The 24,511-nt window shown below is 47.8% G+C and carries 28 protein-coding genes, 2 tRNA genes and 1 pseudogene; 3 read left to right on the forward strand and 28 right to left on the reverse strand.

Annotated features, from left to right (window positions below):
* The 7 genes and pseudogenes from BN1234_RS20100 to BN1234_RS20130 form a co-directional block, all read right to left on the reverse strand.
* A pseudogene (locus BN1234_RS20100) lies at nucleotides 1-1,010 on the reverse strand (hypothetical protein); the annotation flags it as partial.
* Nucleotides 1,011-1,228: 218 nt separating this feature from the next.
* Nucleotides 1,229-1,681, reverse strand: coding sequence for a hypothetical protein (locus BN1234_RS20110; RefSeq protein ID WP_245640236.1), 453 nt, complete (start codon nucleotides 1,679-1,681; stop codon nucleotides 1,229-1,231).
* A complete protein-coding gene (locus tag BN1234_RS20115) occupies nucleotides 1,653-1,901 on the reverse strand; it encodes a hypothetical protein (RefSeq protein WP_054958423.1) in 249 nt (82 codons plus the stop codon). The genes BN1234_RS20110 and BN1234_RS20115 overlap by 29 nt, the downstream gene beginning before the upstream one ends.
* Before the next feature lie 19 nt (nucleotides 1,902-1,920).
* Nucleotides 1,921-2,730 carry a hypothetical protein gene (locus BN1234_RS20120; protein ID WP_054958424.1) on the reverse strand — a complete coding sequence of 270 codons (810 nt, stop codon included), beginning with the start codon at nucleotides 2,728-2,730 and terminating at the stop codon, nucleotides 1,921-1,923.
* A gap of 230 nt (nucleotides 2,731-2,960) precedes the next feature.
* Entirely contained in the window at nucleotides 2,961-3,524 is a 564-nt protein-coding gene (locus BN1234_RS20125) for a hypothetical protein (protein WP_054958425.1), read from the reverse strand.
* A complete protein-coding gene (locus BN1234_RS22345; protein WP_156337286.1) occupies nucleotides 3,521-3,688 on the reverse strand; it encodes a hypothetical protein in 168 nt (55 codons plus the stop codon). Before BN1234_RS22345 ends, BN1234_RS20125 begins: the two co-directional genes overlap by 4 nt.
* A 212-nt stretch (nucleotides 3,689-3,900) precedes the next feature.
* Nucleotides 3,901-4,521 carry a hypothetical protein gene (locus tag BN1234_RS20130; protein WP_054958426.1) on the reverse strand — a complete coding sequence of 207 codons (621 nt, stop codon included), beginning with the start codon at nucleotides 4,519-4,521 and terminating at the stop codon, nucleotides 3,901-3,903.
* Between the two features lie 123 nt (nucleotides 4,522-4,644).
* Between BN1234_RS20130 and BN1234_RS20135 the strand changes: the two genes are divergently transcribed.
* A complete protein-coding gene (locus BN1234_RS20135; RefSeq protein WP_054958427.1) occupies nucleotides 4,645-4,896 on the forward strand; it encodes a hypothetical protein in 252 nt (83 codons plus the stop codon).
* A gap of 35 nt (nucleotides 4,897-4,931) precedes the next feature.
* Here BN1234_RS20135 and BN1234_RS20140 read toward each other — a convergent pair whose 3' ends face one another.
* From BN1234_RS20140 to BN1234_RS22565, 12 genes are all read right to left on the reverse strand, one after another.
* Entirely contained in the window at nucleotides 4,932-5,852 is a 921-nt protein-coding gene (locus tag BN1234_RS20140; RefSeq protein ID WP_054958428.1) for a toprim domain-containing protein, read from the reverse strand.
* A gap of 15 nt (nucleotides 5,853-5,867) precedes the next feature.
* A complete protein-coding gene (locus tag BN1234_RS20145; protein WP_054958429.1) occupies nucleotides 5,868-6,374 on the reverse strand; it encodes a helix-turn-helix domain-containing protein in 507 nt (168 codons plus the stop codon).
* 124 nt (nucleotides 6,375-6,498) lie between these two features.
* Entirely contained in the window at nucleotides 6,499-7,884 is a 1,386-nt protein-coding gene (locus tag BN1234_RS20150) for an AAA family ATPase (protein WP_054958430.1), read from the reverse strand.
* A gap of 159 nt (nucleotides 7,885-8,043) precedes the next feature.
* Complete coding sequence (locus tag BN1234_RS20155; protein ID WP_054958431.1) at nucleotides 8,044-8,814, reverse strand: P-loop NTPase family protein; 771 nt, start codon at nucleotides 8,812-8,814, stop codon at nucleotides 8,044-8,046.
* Nucleotides 8,815-8,920: 106 nt separating this feature from the next.
* On the reverse strand, nucleotides 8,921-9,094 hold the full coding sequence (locus tag BN1234_RS22560; RefSeq protein WP_170308091.1) for a hypothetical protein: 174 nt from the start codon (nucleotides 9,092-9,094) through the stop codon (nucleotides 8,921-8,923).
* A 49-nt stretch (nucleotides 9,095-9,143) separates the two neighbouring features.
* Nucleotides 9,144-9,557, reverse strand: a complete 414-nt coding sequence (locus tag BN1234_RS20160; RefSeq protein ID WP_054958432.1) for a hypothetical protein — start codon at nucleotides 9,555-9,557, stop codon at nucleotides 9,144-9,146.
* Entirely contained in the window at nucleotides 9,523-9,828 is a 306-nt protein-coding gene (locus BN1234_RS20165) for a hypothetical protein (RefSeq protein ID WP_054958433.1), read from the reverse strand. The genes BN1234_RS20160 and BN1234_RS20165 overlap by 35 nt, the downstream gene beginning before the upstream one ends.
* Nucleotides 9,829-10,147: 319 nt before the next feature.
* Nucleotides 10,148-10,468 (reverse strand): hypothetical protein, encoded by a 321-nt coding sequence (locus BN1234_RS20170; protein ID WP_054958434.1) that lies wholly within the window; start codon nucleotides 10,466-10,468, stop codon nucleotides 10,148-10,150.
* 531 nt (nucleotides 10,469-10,999) lie between these two features.
* Nucleotides 11,000-11,386, reverse strand: a complete 387-nt coding sequence (locus BN1234_RS20180) for a hypothetical protein (RefSeq protein WP_054958436.1) — start codon at nucleotides 11,384-11,386, stop codon at nucleotides 11,000-11,002.
* A gap of 446 nt (nucleotides 11,387-11,832) precedes the next feature.
* Nucleotides 11,833-12,162: a helix-turn-helix domain-containing protein gene (locus tag BN1234_RS20185; RefSeq protein ID WP_245640237.1), complete on the reverse strand. Its 330-nt coding sequence runs from the start codon at nucleotides 12,160-12,162 to the stop codon at nucleotides 11,833-11,835.
* Between the two features lie 107 nt (nucleotides 12,163-12,269).
* Nucleotides 12,270-13,211: a hypothetical protein gene (locus BN1234_RS20190; protein ID WP_054958438.1), complete on the reverse strand. Its 942-nt coding sequence runs from the start codon at nucleotides 13,209-13,211 to the stop codon at nucleotides 12,270-12,272.
* A 140-nt stretch (nucleotides 13,212-13,351) separates the two neighbouring features.
* A complete protein-coding gene (locus BN1234_RS22565) occupies nucleotides 13,352-13,984 on the reverse strand; it encodes a tyrosine-type recombinase/integrase (RefSeq protein ID WP_170308092.1) in 633 nt (210 codons plus the stop codon).
* Between the two features lie 984 nt (nucleotides 13,985-14,968).
* On the opposite strand from BN1234_RS22565, the gene BN1234_RS20200 reads away from it, so the two are divergent.
* Both BN1234_RS20200 and BN1234_RS20205 read left to right on the forward strand, forming a co-directional pair.
* On the forward strand, nucleotides 14,969-15,727 hold the full coding sequence (locus tag BN1234_RS20200; protein ID WP_082423300.1) for a polysaccharide deacetylase family protein: 759 nt from the start codon (nucleotides 14,969-14,971) through the stop codon (nucleotides 15,725-15,727).
* Nucleotides 15,728-16,130: 403 nt separating this feature from the next.
* Nucleotides 16,131-16,685, forward strand: coding sequence for a lysophospholipid acyltransferase family protein (locus tag BN1234_RS20205; RefSeq protein ID WP_245640238.1), 555 nt, complete (start codon nucleotides 16,131-16,133; stop codon nucleotides 16,683-16,685).
* Nucleotides 16,686-16,817: 132 nt separating this feature from the next.
* Here the strand turns inward: BN1234_RS20205 and BN1234_RS20210 are convergent.
* The 9 genes from BN1234_RS20210 to carB form a co-directional block, all read right to left on the reverse strand.
* A tRNA-Ile gene (locus tag BN1234_RS20210) sits at nucleotides 16,818-16,891 on the reverse strand.
* A 45-nt stretch (nucleotides 16,892-16,936) separates the two neighbouring features.
* Nucleotides 16,937-17,013, reverse strand: a tRNA-Met gene (locus tag BN1234_RS20215).
* A gap of 81 nt (nucleotides 17,014-17,094) precedes the next feature.
* Nucleotides 17,095-17,259, reverse strand: a complete 165-nt coding sequence (locus BN1234_RS22350; protein ID WP_170308093.1) for a hypothetical protein — start codon at nucleotides 17,257-17,259, stop codon at nucleotides 17,095-17,097.
* Nucleotides 17,260-17,402: 143 nt separating this feature from the next.
* On the reverse strand, nucleotides 17,403-18,011 hold the full coding sequence (locus BN1234_RS20220) for a TetR/AcrR family transcriptional regulator (RefSeq protein WP_054958440.1): 609 nt from the start codon (nucleotides 18,009-18,011) through the stop codon (nucleotides 17,403-17,405).
* A complete protein-coding gene (locus BN1234_RS20225) occupies nucleotides 18,012-18,809 on the reverse strand; it encodes a DUF2705 family protein (protein WP_054958441.1) in 798 nt (265 codons plus the stop codon).
* Nucleotides 18,806-19,717 carry an ABC transporter ATP-binding protein gene (locus BN1234_RS20230; protein ID WP_054958442.1) on the reverse strand — a complete coding sequence of 304 codons (912 nt, stop codon included), beginning with the start codon at nucleotides 19,715-19,717 and terminating at the stop codon, nucleotides 18,806-18,808. Before BN1234_RS20230 ends, BN1234_RS20225 begins: the two co-directional genes overlap by 4 nt.
* A gap of 178 nt (nucleotides 19,718-19,895) precedes the next feature.
* A complete protein-coding gene (pyrE, locus tag BN1234_RS20235; protein WP_054958443.1) occupies nucleotides 19,896-20,546 on the reverse strand; it encodes an orotate phosphoribosyltransferase in 651 nt (216 codons plus the stop codon).
* Nucleotides 20,543-21,280, reverse strand: coding sequence for an orotidine-5'-phosphate decarboxylase (gene pyrF, locus BN1234_RS20240; protein WP_054958444.1), 738 nt, complete (start codon nucleotides 21,278-21,280; stop codon nucleotides 20,543-20,545). The genes pyrE and pyrF overlap by 4 nt, the downstream gene beginning before the upstream one ends.
* 23 nt (nucleotides 21,281-21,303) lie before the next feature.
* Nucleotides 21,304-24,510, reverse strand: coding sequence for a carbamoyl-phosphate synthase large subunit (gene carB, locus BN1234_RS20245; protein ID WP_054958445.1), 3,207 nt, complete (start codon nucleotides 24,508-24,510; stop codon nucleotides 21,304-21,306).
* Between the last annotated feature and the right edge of the window lies 1 nt (nucleotide 24,511).

Below are 24,511 nucleotides of genomic sequence, written 5' to 3' on the forward strand. Positions count from 1 at the left end.
CCCCCGCCGCTAATCAACCGAACCTTATCGCCTTTAGCGAATTTACTACGTGGATCAGTTGCAGCTTCGTATTCCTTACGCGTCACCTTGCGGAGTGCGTCGGCGTTGCAGTATCCGTCATGAAACCCTACCTTTTGCGGAAGTTTGAGTTCGAGCGCATAAGGTCCGGGTACTTCCGTCGGACGCACCTCTACATATGATCCGCTTACGATGCGACTAAGATATCCGTCAGCGTTCATCTTAACTTCCGCATAGCCACCGTCAGCAAATTCGCCTACTTTAAGCGCCTGTTTAGCGGCTTCGGCTTCGGCTTCGGATTCAGTTGCGCGGACTAACGATACCTCGTCCTGCCATCCGGCATATTCTCCGTTTATAAATGCGAGACAGAACGGAGTAAATGAGCCGTCGTCTTCTGTAATCTCGACGATATCACCACGCTCAGTAAATCCGTTAGTGCTGCCGACTACCTTCGCATACTCTCCGACTTTCAGACGCTCGGATTGCGTAGTTGACGCCGCGCTTTCAGCCGGTTCGAGTACGACATATTCCGAGTTAATTACAAGCGCGCAGCCGTTAATGGTCCCTTCCGGATGCTTTACGTATACTCCTGCGAGGCCTTCCTCCTTTTCTACGACGAACTCGTCTCCGTTTTCATATCGGTCTTCGGAGCCGTATAGCTGTACAATCCGGATGCGCTCGCCTACTTTCGCCGGACGGTTAACCTCGCGATATTTAGGCGTTGGCTGCGCCTCTTCCGCCACCTTTTCGTAGACTTCGAAGTCTTTCGGGTACCTATCGAATGGATGAACGAAATCATTAACGTCATCCACTACGCCAGGGCTGTCAGAGGCGCCCGCCACAACCGGATAGAATCCACCGTACTGCAGGTCGTAATCCTGCGACATAACCTTAACGATATCTCCCGCCTGCGCCACACGCTCAACCTTGCGGTATTTGACCCCGCCCACTTCTACCTCATTCGCCGGAACCACTACGCTCAACTTCGCCATTTAATCGATCTCCCCTCGGATATTAATCGTTCCTATTGCGTCAAAAACGCGTTCCTCTGCGTATCGTGTTGCGCAGTCTGTTCCGTAGTTATGGCAAACGAAGCCGCCTCCGTCATCAACGCGTTTAACCTCGTCGCCGGCGTAAATCTCTCCGCCACAATGGGCGCAGTAGGCGACCAAGGGCGGATCAACTGGCGGTGCGAAACGGTCGAGATACGTCATACTGCGATCTCCCTTGCGGCAAAACGCGAACGGTCAAACGCGATTGGCAGCTCGATCCATCGTTCGGAAGCACGCGCCTCGGACGCCCAATACTCCGTCAACAATCTATTCTCGAGCATAAATACGCGAGGAATTTCGCCGTTGTCCACCCAAACACCGATTAAAAAATCAGCGTCGGCTCGGTCGTAGGCTGTTCCGTTGTTTTTTCTCGCGTAGATAACGAGTTCCCCGTTCTTATCATCGCGCTGCTTAACCGTTTTGACTTGAATCTTTACGTGGTCGCCTGAAACCGGGTCAGTTGCGAGAATGTCGTACGCTTCCGCCGTCTTCGATTCGTGAATATTCCATCCGTTAGCAAGTAGCGCAGCTTGTGCGATTAACTCCGAGTAAACTCCTACGATTCCAGTTATGTGCGCGATACTAATCGTCCCCTTCCGGTATAAATACAATTTCTATTTCCGTAGGCTCCTCCGGCGGCTGTGCGGCGCCGAACGCTGTTTCTTGCGCAGGTTCGACGCTCGCCGCAACGTTAACCGAGAATAGTCCGTGGTCTTTCGTTAGATTCGATAGGAATTTCGCCAAGTAAGCGCCAGTCTGCGGAAGTTTCTTCGCGTCCTTAACGTTTACTAATACGGTGACATTGCGCGTTTCCGGACCAGCTACGTCCATGCTTCCGCCTCCTTTTCGTTTAGAATCCGAGTTCCTCTTCGCTAGGTGGAGCGTCTGGCGCGTCATCATCGGTTGGTTGTGCGGATTCTTGCGTTGCTTCTGGCGCTGCAGCTCCGATTGAGAGTCCGAGGCGCGCGATATCAAATCCGGCAATAACGAGATTCTTCGTTTGTTCCTCTTCATCCGCAACGTACAAGCACGTTTCGAAATCCGCCAGGTCGAACGGTTGCTCGCCCATCTTCGCGAAGTTGGCACGTTCAGCGTCCGTAAGGTCTTCGTCCATGTCAATGATCGGAGACAATGCGACTACTGCGTTTGTACCCGCGCCTGTTTTCGTTAATTCGAACGCGATGCTGCCGAGCTTCTTCGCATACTTTTCGATAACGGCCTTGAGCGTTTTCTCTTGCTTCGGACTCAAGTCAACAACGATATCCTTGCCTGTTGTCAAATCGAAGAATGCGCGTAGGAAACGTTGTTTGCCGCGATATAAATACGCTTCGTCCGTAATCTTTTTAACCGCGTCTTCACTTGCGCCGGCTTCTTTCGCGGCTTTGGCGTCAGCGTACAGAAGGTCCGCCGCTTGATCCCATGCGGTCGGATTAGCGTCAACAAATCCGCGAGCGTTACGGGTGGCCGGATTCTTCGGTACAAACGTGTTTACTTTCTTGTAGACGCTGTAACCGTAGTATTCCGCAACATTTTCGAGGGACTTCACGCCAACTTTGTACATAGAACCGGACTTGAACGATGTGATCGGACTTTCCTTCGCGCCTCCATCGTTATTCGTTGCGGCTACGGCTGCTGCGCCTACCTTCGTAAACATAGACATTCAATCACGTTCCCTTCGGTTTATTTAATTTTACGGAAGGATTGCGCTTATTTGCGTGTCGACTCCGCAAACTTACGACTTACGCTTCGTCACGCGTCCGGAGAGTAAGCTCCGAATATGCGCGTGATCCTTCCGCTCGGGCTGCGTCTTTCCTGCGCCCATTACGCGGTAATAACGGTGAGACTTCCGCCGCTACTGCCGCGTAGCCGACGCAGGACATCGGCTTTATTTCAAATGAACACTACGAGACTATTCGCCAGATTCGTTTTCTCTCGCTTTATTTCCAATAGTTCGCGATCCAGACGAGATAACTCCGCATCTATTTCGTTGATTCGCGCATCCATTGCGCTAATAATCGTTAAGGAGTTCGAACGGGCTTTCCGCAACTCACATCCGGCGCGCTCGACGTTAAGCTCCGCCTTAGTGATCGCCGTGCGTTTATCGGCCGCCTTCTCTTTTCTTTCCGCAGATTTTAACGTTCGCTGCAGGAGTTTTAATACCGCCGCGGATAACGTCTGATTGACGCTGTGACGCGGATAAACAGTTATTACCGTGTCAGCATCCGGAGCCACTACGAATGCCATGCGCTTATATCCGAATAGGCGAGCTGGTCGACCGTCCTCGTTGACGATCATTGAGATAAACGACGCTTTCCGTAGGTTATCCATTACGAATACTGGCGCGTTTCCGCGTTCTACTCCGAAGTCTTTTGTCGCTTCGTCTAGTGCGTGCGGAGTGACGAATATTTTACCGGTGAAGTGCGTGCCGGCTTTCGGATCAATTGCGATGCTCATGCGATGCGCGCCCCCTTTAGCGGTCGATCTTGCGGCAAGTAATCCGCGATATCTTCGTATTCTTCGGGCGCTCCGTTATATTGTAGAAATGTGAGCGGCGCAGATGGACGAACATTTTTATTAGGAAACGAAACTTCGTTCGTTGTTTTGCGTATAGTACTCATGTAAGATGCCTCCAAATTTTATTTTGGGCGTACTTAAATAAACGTTGACAATTCTCAAATTTTTTCGTAGAATTGGAATCGTTAAAGGTATACTTGGTAATATTTAGGGAATACATATTAGTACATAAGTTTTATTTCAATATAGTAACTTGATATGGTATGTTATAATTTATGTGAACGGCTCTCCTACCTGAAAAGCCGTTCCACACTGGTTAAACTGCTAAGTATTCGCGATAATCTCCGAAGCGATTGGCGTCGTAACGGCGATATAATTTGCGAAACTTACGTTTAACAATCTCATGGTGGATACCAAGCGATTTGGCGATCGCGGTATCCTTGGCGCTAGGCTGCGCTGCAATTGCTTCGACGATGGCTGTCGTCGTGGCGTCGGGTTCGCCTGAATCCGAACTTACTAGGAAGTCGATCAGTTGACGCTGGTCGGCTTCTTTTTCACGCTCAAGAAAGATTTTTTCCGGAGTCTCTTCGGTAGGTATTTCGAGTATTGGCGTACTCTCTTCCCTGTCCGCATAATCATAGTCGATTCCTTTTCGTCGGCTTGTTTCGGATCGGAAGAGGTCGAGCCGTGCATTCTTTAGCGCTGTTGACATCATCCTGCCGAAATCCTTTACGTCATCGCGTTTTGATAATCGCCACACTACTGCGTCGAGTATTTCATCTGCATCGGCTTCATCACCATAACCAGACCGAACCACTTTAACGCGATTCATCTTCCGGAAAACTGCGTTGGCCTCCTCATATAAAGACCGGAAATTTACGTCACTTCTTGCGGCTGCGTATGCTAGGGCAAGACTATTAAGTTTAATAAACGACATCCTATCACCTCTCGTTTTGTGTCTTACAATTACTTCGACGGACCGCATTTCTATCTCGCACACTTTTAAGAAAAATATGCTAAAATAATTTAGGTACATAATTTCATAACAGCGGAGGCAGCGATGAAGGTCACTTACGGCCGCTGCTTACTCGTTGACATTCTGCGCGAAATAGGCTGGACTCAGCAGGACCTCGCGAACTACTCCGGATTAAATAAACGGACAATTTCCTTTTATGCGACAGAAGCCCGCAGGAAGATGCCGCTTGTTACTTCGGTCATCATAACGGATACTATAAACGCGAAACTCGGCCTTAATTACAGTCCGCGCGATCTTTACGAATGGATACAAGTACGCGGCGATGGCGAGTCCTAACGGACTTGCTGCCGGAATTGTCTACAGAATGTAGACTACAGCGCGATAATGGGACCGACTAAACGCGCCTCCTCGCAAATCTTCCGTACGGTTTCCGCCTCTTTTACATCGTTCATGTCCTTCGCATACGGCGGAATCTCTACGTCATATAGCGCACAGTATCCGCGCATCTTCTGTGTTATCTGCTCTCGCAAGGCTTGTCCGGCTGTATCGTTATCCGCGCCGAGTAATAATTCCTCGACCGGGGATCTGCGCAGTAAATTCGCCTTATCCTCCGTAAACGCTGACCCTCCGACAGCAACCGCCGGCACTCCGCAGCTCCATGCGTATAGTGCGTCCGTCTCGCTCTCTACAATTAAAACGCGCTTAATCCTTTGCGCATAAATTACGTCGATTCCGTATATCATTGTACGGACAGGCGCGCCGCCCCTTGCGTACCAGAATATCTTATCGCGAGTTGAGCGGTATTTTACGTTCATAGCGATTCCAGACGGATCTTTCCACGGGAATGTTACCGCTTGATATCGCGGATTATAGCCGGTTCCAAGTAACGCTTGAATCTCCGTTGTTATACCTCGTCCGGACAAGTATTCGCTCGGCTGCGAATTATATAGCGTTGGGTCAATCGGCTTGTACCGTTTTCTGGCGCTGTCTTGCGGTAGTCTTATCGTGAGTATGTATTCGCCAGGTCCGTCGCGGCCGCCACCGTGTATTAGTTCAAGCGCTTCTTCTTCCGTTATGTCGCGTAAAAATGCGATAAGTTTCTCCGGGGGTCCTGCGCGCCATCGCTTCTCCTTTGCGCCCCAATCGTTCCACCATCCGTATTTATCCGAAGATGGATCGAGGTTAACTGAGAATGACGGGGAATCATCGCCAGCGCGAAACGGTGAGGACGCTTCGAGTTTTAGCGGATGCCATCGCGGATTACGCCAAGGAAAGCTTTCAATGACTTGCAATAAGCATTCTATAAGTCATCCCTCCTTCCCATCATCGAACTCCACATTCCAGTCTTGTTGCTTTATCCCTTCTAATCTCTTTTTGCTTCTGACGCGACGTAATCCTAACTCGTACGCTGCCTCTATTTCTTTAGCGATGAATAAAATATCTGAACCGTCTAAATCTTGGTTCCTATATTCTACGATGTCTTTAAATTGTTCAAGTAAAGAAGCTTCTTCGTAAGCAACGGACGTCTCTCTCAAACTTTGAAGAATAATCTCAGAAAAGTCATAAACCTTATCATGCGTTATCACATTTTCGATATTAATAATTCCAGCTAAAGCTAATAGATCATCCTTATCTACATTTAAAGCGTATGCTATTCTGACAATAGAATCGCTATTAGGGTGTTTCACCAACCCCCTCTCAAGTTTACTCAACTGAGAAGGACTGATTTCAGCAGACTCCGCCAAATCTCTAAGCGACATCTCCTTTTCACTTCTCTTTTGTTGAATAAACTCCCCTAGTAATTTTGTACTCATTTGATAGAACTCCTTTATTTGGAATTTGATAGATTGATATATTGCTATAATATACCACTATGTTTCTCTAGTCAACACAGTTTGATATATTTTTGTTTCCTGTTAGGAAACGAACTTTATTGAACTAAAATCCACTCACAAACTGCCCGCCATTCCCGCCGCTAATCTCCCGCACGATCCCGAAATTCGGCAAATATACGATTTCGACACGCGCATCCTCGCCGCCATTACGCCCTTTGCCGAGTTCGATAACTCCGCGTCCTTCATGCGCCAGCGTATCGATACCGAACGTATTAACCGCGTCCTCAAGAACCGCTTTCGTCTTCTTAATCTCCGCACGTTTCGGCGGCTTCATCTCGCGGATACCATCGTCACCTTTCTCATTCGCGTTTTCATCCGCTTGAGTGATAACGTGTATTACTGTTCCGGTCCGCCCGGCCAATAAACGCAGTTTCTTCGATGTTGCTGCCGCATCTCCGCCCGCCGTCTTGCTCGTATTCGCTTCGTAATCCATATAGTAAATCGGATCAACAACGACGACATCCGCCTCATATTGTTCGATATCCGTCTCAAGTTGGCGCACGGAACGGTCGGTAAAATCGGCGTGATCTGCGGCGCGAAGTATAATTCGTCCGCTAATTGATTCGTTCAGATTACGCAAAAACTCCTCCAGCTCACGTTCGTATTCTTCCGATAATTTACCGAAAAGCATCGCCTTATTATCGAAGCCTGCATCGTAATCTACTCCGTCTATCTGCGCATGGATAACGCCGGCCTTTGCGCTCAGATACGAATATGCGCGCGCCAACCATTCGAACGTAGACATTTCGAGCGCCCATACGAGAACGGTTGCGCCTTGTATCGCGGCTTCTAGCGCTTCTACCATTACGATGACGGACTTACCGCGGCCGGATCGCGCATACCAAGTGTACATATTCGATGAGAGGTATCCGCCGATCTGTTCGTTGATATACGCAAATGCTGACCGCCAGATGCGGAAAGACTTGCCGGCTTTACGTGCGCGATACTCCGTTAGGAACTTTTCGAAGTCGGTTTTCACGTCCGTTGCCTTTTGGCAATTTCGAACGCTTGTTCTCATTTTAATCTTATCTGCTAAATCTTTCAAGTACCCTGAGAACTCTTCCGCCGACATTTTTTGATAAGCTTCCGCAAACTCAGACGGAACGCGCTTTCCGGTTTCTTCGTCCTGATAACCGTTTACCTTTTCGGCGGCCATACGTTTAGCAGCGTTCTCTTTTAACCCTCGCGCCAGGTATTCGAAACTATCCGTAACGCCGGGAATGTACGTCAGATCCGGAAACTCGCCCGCAATTGAAGCGTAGCTCGGCGCCTTGCCGCCGTTTTCCTGCGCATACTTTACAACGAAATCATACGCCCGACGCTCGCTCAATGTCGGGAAATCATCGCGGATAATACCGTATTTGGATAGCGCCGATACGTCGCCCTCGTCCGCAATCTTCGATATTATCTGTTCGCCATATATCGCCATTCTCGTAACACCTCCGATTATATAACTTGTCGCTCCAAAAAAGGAGTTTCATGTTGTGAAAAATAGGATGTATGTTCGCATGAACCGGACACTATCTCTTTATTTCGCAATCTCTCTGCGTTTTTCATTTTTGCGAATTGTAAACGCCATGAAAACTCGTCAAATCCTTATGCCACGCTTGCTCCCGCCTTTGAACGGAACCACTAGGCACATGTCTCGAACCCGATCCGCAAGCCTGGCGTCAAACACTAGCGCCAAATCCTCGATAGCTACGTTAGATGTGTATACGGTCGGAAGCCCCTCCGTTACGCGCGCATTGATAACCGCATGTAAATCCGCGCGAAACGCCTCTGACGCATCCCTTACGCCGATATCGTCTAATACCGCGAACGGCGCAGATGACGCGGCGGATTGATAACGATAATATCTTTCCGCAGCCGGCTCCGCTATGTGGTCCGGAACTCGCGGTCGATTGAACGTGTTGTAATCCGTCTGCCACGCGTTCACATCGAGAAAGAAGGCGGGCCGTTCTTTGGGCGAAAGCCCACGTTGGACTGATCCGATATAGTGGCGCACAATCCATTCGTTTAGTACCGCGACAGCCGTCGTAGTTTTACCGGTGCCTGGCGATGCGGATACTAAGTAAAGCGATTTAATGCGCTCACTTCCTTCGTTAAATTGACGCTGGAAAGTATTAACGTACGAATCGATGACGGAATAGGCTGCCGCCTGATCTTTGCGCGCTGGCGAGTTCTGCAGCGTTGCCTTTTGGTAATCCGACGGAATATTTGCGGCTGCTACTCGTCCGCCTGCGGCGTTATGTCCGTGGACAGCGATATAGGACGAGCATAGCGCGTTACACTTATCGGAGCCTGCGAGCGAACAATGCTGCGCTAATATACATTTGTCAGCGTGTGTTCTCGATTCCATTGCGTTCCTCCTTCGCGGTAAATATATAACGTATTTTCCTCGGTTGTAAAGCGGCTTATACGCGCTTCCGAAGCCGACTATTGCGCATTTCGTTCGAACTGCGCCGTTACTTCAACTTAGCCTCAATATAAAATCCAGTAGACTTACTGTGGCTCTCACATGCGTTAACAGGTAAAAATGAATCTTTGGGATCTTCACCTTTTACGTGCCCGTAGATATGCCCTTGATAAACTGCATCTTGATTACAGCCTATACGGTCACATTTCAGTGGCTCTTTCATTTCTTTTCCTCCTTCGCATTTTGTGTCTACTACGCAGTAATAAAAAATTTTAAAGCCACCGCGCCAATTCCTCCGCACTCATCCCGCCATTCACCGGTTCACTCTCCGCCTTTGCTTTCCGTTGTTGCTCCGCCAGCACCTGCGGAAGTATCCGCGGCAACATATACGCAATCAGAAAGCCGGCGGTCAATTGCGGATATTGCGCAGTCGGACGATATTCCGCGAAGGCTCGTTCGATTGTCTCGCGGAGGGCTTCCGCACCGTATTCGGTTAGCGCGCGTTTAATCGATCCCTGTTCGAATCCGTAGCCGCGCATCGGCACGTATTTCTCGACTGCGAATTTCTCCGCGTTTAAATCGATAACCATCGCGTGGACGGTCGCGGTGTTCCAGTCATCCAGCGGAAGATTGCGCCAGTCTTTGCGCTGTTCAGCCGTTATTTTCTTGCGCGGTTTCGTCGGCATTGCGCAGCGCCTCCTTTGCTATCCGTTTAAAATCAACTAACATATCGACATGCGATGAGTATTGCGACATTGTTCCAGTCGTGATACGTTCTAATGCTTCTTTCATCCGCTCTACCTCCGCCTGCAGACGCACAATTTCGTAGTTCTGCCTACACTTCTTTCTGTAGATCTCGAGCCATGCATCCTGCGTCATTTTAAGTTGCGCGCTGGTATCTTCATATACCTCGCGTAACATATCGAATTTCTCTTTGCGTTTACTCTGCCACCACATCGAAACATCCCTCCGTTATCTTATTTAACTACGTATTTGCGATTCGTAAACCTACCGCCCATAATGTCGCAATATCCCGTCAATCGTCCGCAGCTCAAGAGCCGCGTCTAACTGGCGCTCGATTTCCTGCGCGATGGCTTGCGCTTCCTGGCGCTGTTGTTCCGTGGTCATTCCGATTCCTCCCCGTGAATTACTTTATATTCGCCGCACTTAGCGCAGACAACCGACTTATACGTTATTTCGTTAGTCACCGTACAAATTTTCGTAATACTGCGTTTCCATTCGTGCTTGCACTTGCGCGTGAACAACTTGAACCTCACTATTCGCCCGCCTCCCGTTCCTCAATAACGTATATTTTTCCGCGCTGCTCTACGATTTCGTATTTAGCCGCATCGATAACGTAGCCCGGCCGCAGTGTGACTTCGTGGCGGATCGGCTCTGCGCACGTTAATACGTAGAATGCGACCAACGCCGCAGATAGTGCGCCTGTTAATCCGGAAACCACCGCACGGGAATGCTCTCTATCGCGCGCATATAGTATCACCAGCACGAACGAAGCTATCGCGCCAATACCGAAGAAAATAGCGCTTAATATCGCCGCTCCGTCAACTCCGCCGCCCGTCGTATTCAATACGTCCATTTAACGCACATCCTTTCGCTTATATTAATAGTTATACGGAAGCCGTGCGGAATCACACGGTCGCAAAATTTGAGCGCTAAATCAGCGCCTTTCCCTCGTCCCCTACCGCTAACCCTACCGCACGCCCAGCACGCCTAATTCACCGCTCAGATTTAGGCTGACGCCTATGTGCGCCATCTACACGCAACGCCGCGCTAATCAGTCCGGCCAGTTTCGCCGTCTCATCCGCATATAATCGCAGGGCGTCCGCTAGGGTTTCCGCTCTACTAACGTCTGTATCGCGCAGTATAGCGGCTTTGGCGGCGGCTGTGATTCCGCCCTCGTTCAGCGTATAGAATCCGTCATCCTTCCACGATTCGCGCGGTTCGGGCGGAGGCGATCCGTCTGCAGGCGCCGTATAGCCGGGCGATTTCGTAGGGTCAACGGTGTGGCGGCGTTGGAGGATAAACTGCGTATTATCCGTTGTTAGGCGATAGTTTTGCGTGATGGATACGTTGAGTTTCGTTGAAAACGAAGACGTAGTCGAAGCCATTATGCGTTCACCCCTTCGATTTTTATTCCGAGCGTGTTTAGCGTATCGAGCATTCCGTCAACGTACGCGTCATCCCCGTCGTCAGTAAAACCCGTTGTGTGATAATCGAAGCTTTCACGAATCGCATTGTGCGCCTCGCGTTCCAGCTCCTCCGCGGACTTTTCGACGGTGTATCCGTTAACTAGCGCGGACATGAGCGTGTCGAACGGGATAACGCGGAACTCTGGCGGCGTATGCGGATAGCCCTCCTGCGCATCCAATGCGAGTTCAATTACGTCGCATAAGTCGGGATGCTGCGTCCGGATTCTTTCGATAGCTTCCGCAACCTGGCGCGGAATAGTGGGCAGTGTGATAGTAGCGGTGTTGCGTTGGTTTTCGTTGGACATACGGGATACCTCCGTTTATAGTTTATTGGCGATTTTCAGCGGCGATTTAGCGGCTTTCGATGCGAGTTGGATCGTTTGGTCGTTCGCAAGGGAAAGCGTCTAATTTCGCGGTCAGATTTAGCGAGACGATGGCGGGCGGCGCGGGCGAGTCTGTTGTCTTTTCTTCTTCGAATAACCCCTCACGCGTTGTTAATCTATTAAGTACCTTATACAATTATCTACGCTAAGCTTTTTCTCGCGTATTAAAAGGTTTTGATATTAACCGTCTCGCGAGGAAACGAAGTTTCCGAAGCGATAGTGTTTTCTTCTTCGGTTTAACTCGCAGTAATGTTTTATCTAGTTCTTAATGGCTCTTGTTAAAAGACTGGTTATAGTTAGTGTCTTCCTCCACCGTGTCGGTGTTCACCATGTCGGTATTCACGGACATGGGACGTTAATCCGCCCACCTAACCGCCTTCTATCGCTTCCGGCTGCGCATTGAATATCGCGAGTTGGCTGATCGGAAGGACCGTATATCGCGTATTCTGCCATGTTCCGCTAGGCGACCGATCCCTTACCGCATGTATTACCGCGCGCCCATTCCAACGGTAATCGACCAGACGCTTAACGTATCGGTTCGCCGTCTGACGGTTAACTCCGAGATACCTCGCAATCTGTTCCTGCGTTGGGTAACAGTTGCCCGCCGCATCCATAAACGAAGCGATTACGCAAAGTGTCGTCCAGTTCTGCGCGCCCATGTCCGCTATAAGACCGGCTTTTGCGGCATCAACGTACATCTTAACGAATATCCGCGTCTCACTGGCGCCGGATGTTACGGAGTATTCCGTTTGCGATTCGACCGATACGAGTTTTTGTTCCGTGATTGATATCGCCTCCTTTCCGATTATGCTGCGTCTTCTCCACGAAAAGAGATAGACGTTATAAACGCATTCATGTCGTGTACTAAATCTGCGCGACCTATTTCATGTAAAGGCGGGTACAGAGTTGAAATGTGTTTGATCTCAGCAAATCCGAGACGAAACGGTGGTTCCCTGTCTCTTGCGTAGTAGACCGTAAGCTGGTCCGTCTCTATTGAGTATTTCTCCAAAGTACGACTCCGCGGATCACGTATCGTCCCTGCACTAAGCTTCGCATCAACCCAGGTAGAGCTTCCTACGATAAAATCGGGAATGCAGCTGCCTATTTTTACGTGAGCTTCTACGTTAGGGTAGAGTTCCCCAAGAATTACACCTAGTTTTCGTTCGAACTCATGACCGTATTTTATAGCCTCCCTTCCTCCATAATCTCGGTCTATATATTTATAAGGAACTTTATATGCGCGAAGGAATCGTTTGAAGGTGCCAAAATGCTTACGCATATATCCGTATAATTCAGGCAACTCCTCCCTCAATCGCCGTGTTGGGTACCCTTCAAACGGAAAACAATCACGGTAAAACTCGTCCAGTGCATCTATTTCTAATGAATAAATGACCTCTTTCGATACCCTGCGAAAAGTCAATTCATCGATCGAATAGAGATCCATTAGCCTTTCGCTTTCTTCAACGCATTGCGAAACTACGTAATCACCTTCCAGTCGAAAGCATCTCGCGACCTCAATGTCCGGCGGTGTCCCACTTGAGTCATAAAGACCGTATTCTATGAGCGCCTGATTGTAACTGCCGAATGCTCGAACTGCTTGCTTTCGAATACAATCGTATTCTTTCGAAGGTAGTTCTTTACGTATACTAAGAACGTCTATATCCCGATCAATGAGGTCGTCCAGTCTTGAAAATACACGTTGTTTTGCCTCATCTAAAGCTATTTCCTGAATTACCCCCCAATTCACCTTACTCCCCCTTTCCGCTATCTAATAACCTCGACGGAGCCGGTTTCGATTTCGCACACTTTTGCGGTAAATATTTCGCAGAAATAAAAAATAGCGCCACCTCAACGGAATTTAATCCGAAGAGATGACGCTATATACTTTTATAAACGTTCCAATGGCGAAAACTTGGCGTGTTGCGCCGCTACATCCGTTCCAAATAGATTAACGTACATCCTAACGATTTCGAGCGAAGTATGTCCGAGTATCTTCTGCAGACTGAACGAATCGCCTCCGTTCATTATATACATCTTCGCAAACGTATGGCGGAAAGTATGCGGACTCACTCGCACGCCTTTAATCCGCGCAGCTTCACCGTACAATTTTATCGCTTGCTGTATGCCGCGCACTTGAAACGGATCATTATCGATATTGACGAAGACGTGATCGTGGTCCAGTACGCCGCGAATTTCGAGATACAGGCGCAGTTGCTTTTCTAGCGATCTACTGAACGGAACCAGTCTCTCCTTCCGCCCTTTCCCATATACACAGATAACTCGCGCCTGCCAATCGATATCGTGCGTTTTAATGCCGGCTAATTCCGATATGCGAACGCCGGTATCGAGCAGCGTCAACATAATGACGTAATCGCGATATCCCGTAAACGACGACCGATTAGGCGTGTCCAACAACACTTTAATCTGCGCGTTAGAGAACGTTTCTATGATCCGCCGTTCAGATTTAATTGTGCCGATCCCTTTTACCGGATTGACTTCGATAAAACCTTCCGTATGCAACCAGTTAAACCACGCACGCCACCCGCGAATCAGCTTGTTTATCGTAGCGTCCGCGGGCGTATCCGATCTGCCTCGCTTAATCTTTTCGCCTTGTTTCGCCTCAATCGCCCTCAAAACGTGATCTCGCGTAACATCGAGCGGTCTATCTACGTTGAGCGCGTTAAGTTGGCGAACTAATTCTTTCGATGTATCGCGATAGAAATTAAGCGTTTCATCCGTTAAGTTGCGGATTCGACAATGGCGCATAAACGCCTGTCTCGCAATCTCAAAATCCGTAGATTCTGGCGGATACTCTATCGCGGAAGTATTACGACCGGCTGCGGCTAGGTTAACGCGTCTCTTCCGTTCCATCAAAAAGCGCCTCCACTCCGTTTTAATCGTCATCGCGGACGAATAAAGCGAGTGCAGGCGCACAGGTTTCGATATAAAGCGATTCGTAGGACTAGCGTAATTTCAACGTTATGGGATGCGCACCGACTCCGTAATGTTCGCGGATTATATAGCGAAATCTTACGGAAAATTTTAAGTCCTGTGCGTCTGCCAATTCCGCCACCCCGGCATGTTACTGTGCTATTTGATGTGTCCACTGTTCAGTGATGAACAACTTAGCGACAAAAATGATATTACCATGATGACTATATGGTTGTCAACGTACATAAGCAATTTTTTATAAAAACCTTCACACTTTAATTGATACAAATATGATAAAACGCAGTAATACCCCGTCAGCGGAAACTGACAGGGTACGGCCGGTCCCCGTTGCTCCCGTAACGCCTTACTTAATATTTACCCTGACAGTTTGTTTAACCAATATAATCTTCTTAAACAAACATCTTTTACACCTGCACCCGACTTAAACACACGAGCAAACATTATTTGCTGTCAGGTAATTCCAGATACCCCAAACAAGAATAATTTCGCTTTCTAAATCAAAGAATAAGGGAAACATAAAACTTAGAAGACATGAAAAGGACACTTTATCTTATGAAAAAACTGTATTTACCGCTCGTACTCGTCATCGCCAGTTCACTGGTAAGCTCTCCTTTGGATGCCAAGCCCTATACCAGTACCAAAGGAAGAGAATATTATGAGCAGCGTGGTGAAATCGTGTGGGAGGTGCCCACAACGAATAAGGTGATTGCTCTTACCTTTGATGACGGTCCTGATGATACCTCGACGGCGAATATTCTTGATTTGCTGAAACAATATGATGCGAAAGCTACTTTTTTTGTAGTAGGTAATCGTGTAGAGCGATATCCGGAGATTGTAAAGCGTGAATTGGCCGAAGGACATGAGATCGGTAATCATTCATTTAGTCACCCGTCTTTTGAAAGAATCAACAGCCAAAAAATGATGACAGAATTAGCCAAGACGCAAGAAGCCATCCTCCATGCAACAGGACATAACACGGAACTGTTTCGCCCACCTGGCGGCAGCTATAATGAAGCTATTGTTCAGCATTGCAGAAAAAGCGGGTTGCTTATGATCTTATGGTCATGGCACCAGGATACCCTGGATTGGAGAAAACCGGGGGTGGAGAGGATTGTAAACAAGGTACTTAAAAATGCGCATAATGGTGATATTGTGCTCATGCATGATTTTGTAGCGGATAGCACTCAGACATATGACGCTCTCAAAATCATTTTGCCAGAGCTAAAAAAGAGAGGATATTCTTTTGTAACGATTTCGGATTTGCTTTCCTATGGTAAACAGACTAAAAATTATATGGAAGTGAACCATTAACCCTAAAATGATGGAGAGAAATATGGATCCAAACCTGGGAGAAATTTTGACATATCTGTATAATTCAAAAAAGGAGCAGCCAAATACGGACTGCTCCTTTTAGCTGTTAATGAGCTCGGTTCCTCGATTTTCAGGGTCTATGAATACACCTTGAAGCGAGTAAAATTTGCCATACTATTTCGAATTCACCACTGATACAATGACAATAATAACAATTGTCATTTCATCATGAAAGGAACTGAGCATGAAGATTATCCGTACTATTATTTGGTTCATTTATTTTTGGCTTTATTTAATAATATTGATCCCTGGCTTAATAAAAGCAAATCGACTGCAGAAACAAGAGCGCACAGAGGAACTTGACGCCTACATTTCCAAACATGTGGGAAGGTGGGCACGGTCATTGCTAAAAGCTGCTGGAGCAAAAGTTACTGTCCATGGAGCGGAGAATATTCCTCGAGATGCATCCGTATTCGTATCCAATCATCAAGGGAATTTTGACGTCCCGATCATGCTGGGATTTATAGGTAAGCCCAAAGCTCTGCTGGCCAAAGCCGAACTTGCCAGGTTGCCCTTTATCAGGCAATGGATGAAGCATTTAAACTGTATCTTCGTCGATAGAAGTAATCCAAGACAAGCGATCAATAGTCTAAAAGAAGCCGAAAAATTAATAAAAAACCATTATTCCGTTGTGGTCTTTCCCGAAGGGACAAGAAGCAAAAGTGATGAAATCGGTGAGTTCAAACCTGGTGCATTTCGGATTGCCTCCAAGACCGGAGCACCCATTGTTCCGATTCAAATCCGAGGCTCATACAAGCTGATGGAGGATAATGGATTCTGGATAACTCCTGCGCATGTAACCGTGACGATCCTTCCATCTATTCCAACAGAAGGTCTGTCAAAAACAGAAATTGCAGCTTTACCTAATCAAGTAAAAGAACTAATTTCACAGGCATAATTTTGTGAACGAATCTCTTTCCTCGAATTCTCGAACCAACTGCCACTTGCCGACCAACTCATCAACCACCATCAATTCAATATTTTGCAGATAGCAAAAGACCCTTGCAAATGCAAGGGTCTTTCTTGTAAGTGGGCCCTGAGGGACTCGAACCCCCGACCAATCGGTTATGAGCCGACCGCTCTAACCAACTGAGCTAAGGGCCCTGATTACATACATAATCAATTATTAGGACAATCCGATATAAAAATTGGTTGCGGGGGCAGGATTTGAACCTGCGGCCTTCGGGTTATGAGCCCGACGAGCTACCGAACTGCTCCACCCCGCGGCATTTTAGAAGTCGTAAACAGCGACAAGAATAAATATACAGCATTAAAGACTTAAAAGTCAAGAGGAATTTTAAAAAAATTCACGGAATATATCTTACGCCATATCGTCCCTTTTTAGAGCGGTATACCTCTACCATCCGGGGATCCCCGTAACCGAACAACCATGCATCCTGTTCCAACCGTTTGGCAAAACATCCGGCTTGAAATTTAGTTGTGTACAGCTTACCGTAATACACCCAGTTCAAGACGATAACCCCCTTCATAGTATGAATATTCATCCGCTGTTTATTATGCCCGGTAAACCTGCAATCATTCCATTAAAAAGATCAACCCAAAAGCGGGCAGCAGCCCCGCTGCCGTTCAACAACAGGACTGTTCCAACTGTCCACTATTTCGTACCTTCATCATTCGAATTACTGTGATGATTGATATCTTTCTCAAGGATTCCATGATACAAAATAATCATCAGCTGCTCACTTACCGCACTCAGGCTTCCAAGTCCATTGTACCATTCAGACCGCGCTGTAAATTCTTTAATAAATGTTAAAAAAGCAACCAGTAAATGAGGTGAGATGTCTTTGCGAATCTGTCCGATCTGCTGCCCTTTGAAGATCATCATTTCAAATTCAGGGATAATCTTCTCTCGGTTAAATGAAAGCAACTTCTCCATTTGGTCAGGAAATTTCACAAGATCTGTAATGAACTGCTGCGTCACACGCAACGCAAAGCGATCCTGTTCTTCATAAAACACAGTTAGTGCCTCAAGCGGGTCCTTCGCTTTATCCATAACCTCCCGGTAAAGGGCCCATGAATCTTCAATTAAGCTGTCAACGACATGATCGAGCAGCCCTTCCTTGCTCTGATAATAGTTGTATATTGTCATCTTGGAGACAGGCACAGCCTCCGCAATCTGCTCCATACTTGTCTGCAGAATTCCCTGTTCCAAAAACAGGCGTCTTCCGGCTTCAAGAACTGCGTTCTTTTTAACACTCCCCATTCAGCATAAATCCCTTCTCTTTAACGTAAGTACACCCACAGCAGTTCCAGCTGCAAACAAGCCTAATGTCAGAATCCATCCTGATGCTGTTATATTGTCTCCCTTAACGATGGCCAGTGTATCAAACAAACGGTACGGTGAAATGAGAGAAATCTTCTCCATAAGCTCACTGCTGCCGGATAACATGTTAAGAAAGAATGCAAGCACCGCAATACCCGCCCCCATCGATACCGCTGTTCGATCTGAAGCCAGCCATGATGTCAGACCGTAAGAAATCCCCATGAAAGACAGTACAAGAAGATAGCCGGCGAGTAAAAGACGAAGCATATCTGCAGGTCTCACTTCTTGTCCTGACGTCTGGGCAAGCAGAAACAGAAGACCTGTACCGCATAAGAAGACGACAGTCATATAAAAGAAATGGGCTGCTGCCTTGGACCAGAAAATACTGGAGCGGCTGTAGGGCAGTGCAAATAAATATTCACCGGTGCCCTGTTCCCGCTCCCTTGCAATACTCCCCCCTGCCCAAGCTGCAGCGAATGAGGACACAATCACGATGAAATAGGGAAATACCTGTGTTGCTAAGTACCCGTCAAAAGTACGAAGGCTTTCAGCCTGAATACCAAATGCCTTAAGGAGTCCTTCCGGCAGTCCTTGGATCAGCCGTTCCATCTCGGGATTATTTACAAAGGCTTCTGCCTTCCCAAGAAGCAGCACGATAAATAGCAGCGCTATAAATAGACAGATAAAGAAGCCGCGGCGATTTTGACGAAGCTCATGCCTGATTAGATTCCACTTCATTGTCCAGTCCCCTCTCCAGCATCCTTATAATCGTTCATAAATAATTCTTCAATGGTAGGACGTCGTATAGACAGGTCCTTGATTGGAAGCTGTGATAGCTTAGCCAGCACCTTCTGAAGCGATTCGCTACTATGAAGCAGATGCTGTACCCCATCAAATGTAACAGAAGGATCAAGCTTCCCTAAGTCATAGGTTTCGATCTGATTGCCAGGTGTTTCGAATAGAATCGAAATTCTATGAGTCCGGCTATGTGACAGCTCATCCAGCCTGGACACCCTGAGAAGCTTCCCTTCCCGTATAAATGCTACCCGGTCACACAGCTTCTCTACTTCAGAAAGCACATGCGTTGAGAAGAAAATAGTCATGCCACCCTTTTTGTTAAGTTCGGAAAGCAGTGCAAATAGATCACGCTGAACCAATGGATCAAGCCCTGAGGTAGGCTCATCCAAGATTAATAATTCCGGTTGGTGCAGTAAAGCTATAATGAGCCCTAGCTTCTTACGGTTACCAAGCGAATAGGATTTAATTTTCTTCCCCGGATCCCATTGAAGTCTCTCGGCATATTCCATCGCAGGGGTATGTTCCAGCTTTAAGCCGTATGCTCTCGCCGTCAGCTCTAAAGCTTGCTTGCCATTCATATGAGGATAGAAAGCAATTTCAGACGGTAAATAACCAATTCGTTTACGCAAATCAGGATGCTCATGATCCAAAGTCCTGCCAAGCACCTTCAGCATTCCTTCTGTAGGATACAAAAGCTGCATGATCATTCGAATCAAGGTAGACTTTCCTGCCCCATTCGGTCCAATGAATCCAAACACTTCCCCTTGACGGACTTCCAGATTCAAGTCACTGACTCCTCGTTTAGAACCGTACAATTTAGTGACTCCAACGGCCTCCACAGCTAACATGAACTCACACCCTTTTTGTACTTTTAATATATATATAGTATATTTAAATCATTCATTGCCCTAATATGTCAAGGAATTTATTTACTTTTAAATATTTATAGTATAATTATTACTTTCCCATAAAAAAAAGGCCGCTTCCCGTCATTTGATGACAGGCAGCAGCCTTATGTGTTTCTTGTTAGTTTAAAGCCTCTCCATAAGCAGCAGGGTTGGCTCTAAAAGACTGGAGAAGCGTAAGATCAGCCTCTTGAATCCGTCCCTCTCTAACAGCGACTTCTGTCAGAGCGGTATAGTTAGACAAGCTTTGCAGAGGGATATTCGCTTCCGAGAAGGCTTGTACGGCTTTGTCCAATTGATAACTGAATATCGCAAGCACGGCCAGCACTTCCGCCCCGGCAGCTTGTACTGCTTGAGCCGCTTTCAGCGAGCTGCCTCCGGTTGAGATCAGGTCCTCAATCACAATAACCTTCTGACCTGGTTTAATATGACCTTCAATCATATTCTCCTTGCCATGGCCTTTCGCTTTATCGCGAATATAAGCCATCGGAAGGTTCATCTTTTGAGCTGCCCAAGCAGCGTGTGGAATACCTGCTGTAGCAGTACCCGCAATTACCTCAACCTCCGGATATTGCTCACGAATGATCGCTGCGAACGACTCGGCAATATATTCACGAACCTCAGGATAAGACATCGTCAGACGGTTATCACAATAGATTGGAGATTTAATTCCGGATGTCCAGGTGAATGGCTGGTGCGGACGCAGGGCTACCGCTTCGATTTTTAACAAATAAGATGCGATTTGCTGTGGAATTTGATTGGTTGTACTCATGCTCGAATCATCTCCTCTATAATCTGTTCTGCAGCCGTTCTTGGATCCTTCGACGCCGTGATCGGACGGCCAACAACAAGGTAATGGCTTCCCCGCAATATCGCTTGTCCTGGAGTCAGCACCCGGGTTTGGTCTCCCATTCCGGCTCCAGACGGCCGAATACCCGGAGTTACGGTTTTGAAATCAGGTCCGCAAGCACTGGAGATTGCTTCGACCTCCAGAGAAGAAGCGACAACTCCGTGAAGCCCTGCTGCCTTGGCCAGCTTCGCATAATGAACAACGGATGCTTCGATTGAACCGTCAATTCCGATTTCATTATTCATTACGGCTTGGCTTGTGCTCGTCAGCTGTGTTACAGCAATGATCGTAGGCATGACAAGACCCGGAGTTTCCGCAACTGCGGTCTCCGCCCCGTCTTTTGCAGCCTGCATCATGCTGACACCGCCGGCAGCATGGACATTAAACATGTCCACACCGAGCCGTGTCACACTATGAGAGCCACCTTTTACTGTATTCGGAATATCATGCATTTTCACATCCAGAAAGACCGAATAACCTTTGTCCTTCAGGCTTTTCACAAAATCTGGCCCTGCTGTGTAAAAGAGCTGCATTCCCACCTTCAGGTAGCAAGGGATGCCCTCCAGCTTGCGGACCAGCTCGGATGCCTGCTCGGCATCCGGGTAATCCAGGGCCACCATCAGGCGGCCCGCCATTTTTTTATAATCGGCGTTCATCGTACCCCTCCATTATTCAAACTTTATACAGGCATTGCTTCAGAGGAGAAGTTAATCGTCTCCAGCATGGTGAGAAGCTCACGCACTGTATCAAGAGAGGTCATGCAGACAACACCGTTCTCTACTGCTTCCCGGCGGATACGGAATCCGTCACGTTCAGGTGTCTTGCCTTTAGTGAGTGTATTGAAGACAAAATTCGCTTCTCCGGTACGGATCATGTCCAAAATGTTCGGCGTACCTTCAGACAGCTTATTCACTGTGGTTACATCAAGTCCCGCCTCTTTAAGCACGGCTGCTGTACCGCCTGTAGCAATAATCTTGTATCCAAGCTTGTGGAAGCCTTTCAGAAGCGATGCAGCCTCTGCTTTATCCTTATCCGCTATCGTAGCAATGATGGCTCCTGTTGAAGGAATCTTCATGCCGGCACCGATCAGGCCTTTATACAGAGCCTTAGCATATTTCACATCGCGTCCCATCACTTCACCTGTAGATTTCATCTCAGGACCAAGTGTTGGTTCAACACGGCGAAGCTTGGCGAAGGAGAATACCGGAACTTTAACCGACACATGTTCGCTTTCCGGCCACATGCCTTCCTCATATCCAAGATCCTTCAGCTTCGTACCCAAAATCGCCTGAGTAGCCAGGTTTGCCATAGGAATCCCTGTTACTTTACTCAAGAACGGAACCGTCCGGGAGGAACGCGGGTTAACTTCGATGACGTACACTTCATTTTTGTAGATAATAAACTGGATGTTAACCAGACCGTAGGTTTTCAGTTCTTTGGCAATGTTAATTGTGATATCTGTTATCTTCACCTTTAGTTCATCTGTAAGGTACTGCGGTGGATACACAGCGATCGAGTCTCCCGAGTGAACTCCCGCACGCTCAACATGCTCCATGATACCTGGAATGAGGACTGTTTCACCGTCACAGATGGCATCCACCTCTACTTCCTTGCCGAGCATGTAACGGTCGATAAGAACCGGATGCTCCGGATTGATCTTCACAGCCTGCTCCATGTAGCTCAGCAATTCGCTGTCTGAGTAGACAATTTCCATCGCGCGGCCGCCAAGTACATATGACGGTCTGACCAGAACCGGATAACCGAGCATTTGAGCTGTGCCTACAGCCTCATCCACTGTTGTTACGGTTTTGCCTTTCGGCTGGGCGATATTCAATCTGGATAGAAGCGCTTCGAATCTCTTCCGGTCCTCAGCTTCATCAATGCTGTCTAGGCTTGTTCCAAGAATATTTACTCCTGCTTTTTTCAGTGGAGCTGCCAGGTTGATTGCGGTTTGTCCACCGAACTGGACGATAACCCCAACCGGTTTCTCTTGTTCAATCACATGCATAACATCTTCGAAGAAGAGAGGCTCGAAGTACAGGCGGTCCGAAGTGTTGAAGTCGGTAGATACGGTTTCTGGGTTATTGTTGATAATAACTGCTTCGTAGCCTGCTTTCTGAATAGCCCATACGGCATGCACAGTAGAGTAATCAAATTCAATACCTTGACCGATCCGTATCGGGCCGGAGCCGAGCACGATAATTTTCTCTTTTGCTGTTTCCATGACTTCATTCTCTGTCTCGTAGGTTGAGTAGTAATATGGCGTAGCTGATTCAAACTCAGCCGCGCATGTGTCAACCATTTTATATACCGGACGCAGGCCATGTTCATGACGGAGGAACCGGATGGATTCTTCTGTTGTGTGTGTTGCTGCTTTACCTTCAGCACGAAGCTCGGCAATAGCACGGTCTGTGAAGCCAAGACGCTTCGCTTGATATAATGTTTCATATGATAGTGCAGCTTCGCTGCGAATATGTTCCTCGTAGTTGATGAGTCCTTCAATTTTATCGAGGAACCACCAATCGATCTGGGTGAGGTCCTGGATCTGCTGCAGGCTGTAACCTCTGCGGAAAGCTTCAGCAATCAGGAACAAACGCTCATCGTCCGCTTTAACCAGGCGCTGGTTCAGCACTTCCTCGCTAAGCTCATCCACACCCTCCAGATAAAGCCGGTGTACACCGATCTCAAGCGAGCGCACTGCTTTATGAATTGACTCTTCGAAAGTACGGCCAATGGCCATCACTTCGCCGGTCGCCTTCATCTGTGTACCAAGCTTACGGTTAGCCGATGTGAACTTGTCAAACGGCCAGCGCGGGATTTTGCTGACAATGTAATCCAGTGTCGGCTCGAAGCATGCATAGGTTTGGCCTGTAACCGGGTTAACGATTTCATCGAGTGTGTAGCCCATCGCGATTTTTGCTGCCATCTTAGCAATCGGATATCCTGTCGCTTTGGAAGCCAGTGCAGAGGAGCGGCTTACACGTGGATTTACTTCGATAACGTAGTATTGGTAGCTGTTCGGATCGAGTGCAAATTGTACGTTACATCCGCCTTCGATATTAAGGGCACGAATAATTTTCAGGGATGCCGATCTAAGCATCTGATATTCACGGTCAGAAAGCGTCTGGCTTGGTGCCACAACGATACTGTCACCTGTGTGTACCCCAACCGGATCAAAGTTCTCCATGTTGCAGACAACTATACAGTTGTCGTTAGCATCGCGCATAACTTCGTATTCTACTTCCTTCATGCCTGCGATACTCTTCTCAATCAAGCACTGATTAATAGGGCTATAGCGAATTCCGGAAGTAACCGTTTCGCGAAGTTCCTCTTCGTTCGCACAGATGCCTCCACCTGTTCCTCCCAGCGTATAAGCAGGGCGGACGATCAGCGGATATCCAATTTCATCAGCAAAATCAAGCGCTTCTTTAAGTGTTGTTACAATGGTGCTCTCAGGAACCGGCTGCTCCAGTTCACGCATAAGCTCACGGAACAAATCGCGGTCTTCCGCCTTTTCAATGGAATCCAGCTGTGTACCGAGCAATTTGACGTTCTCCTGCTCCAGGATACCCGCTCGCGCCAGTTCAACAGCCATATTGAGACCTGTCTGGCCACCAAGTGTAGGGAGCAGACCGTCAGGGCGTTCCTGACGGATGATCTGAGTTACGAAATCAAGGGTAATCGGTTCAATATAAACCTTGTCAGCCATGTTCGTATCCGTCATGATCGTAGCCGGGTTGCTATTGATCAGTACAACTTCAATTCCTTCTTCCTTCAAAGCCTGGCAAGCTTGCGTACCGGCGTAATCAAATTCAGCTGCCTGACCGATTACAATCGGCCCCGATCCGATGACGAGAATTTTTTTCAACTGTTCATTTTTAGGCATA

This window comes from Paenibacillus dakarensis (assembly GCF_001373415.1).
GTDB classification, from domain to species: Bacteria; Bacillota; Bacilli; order Paenibacillales; family Paenibacillaceae; genus Paenibacillus_AQ; species Paenibacillus_AQ dakarensis.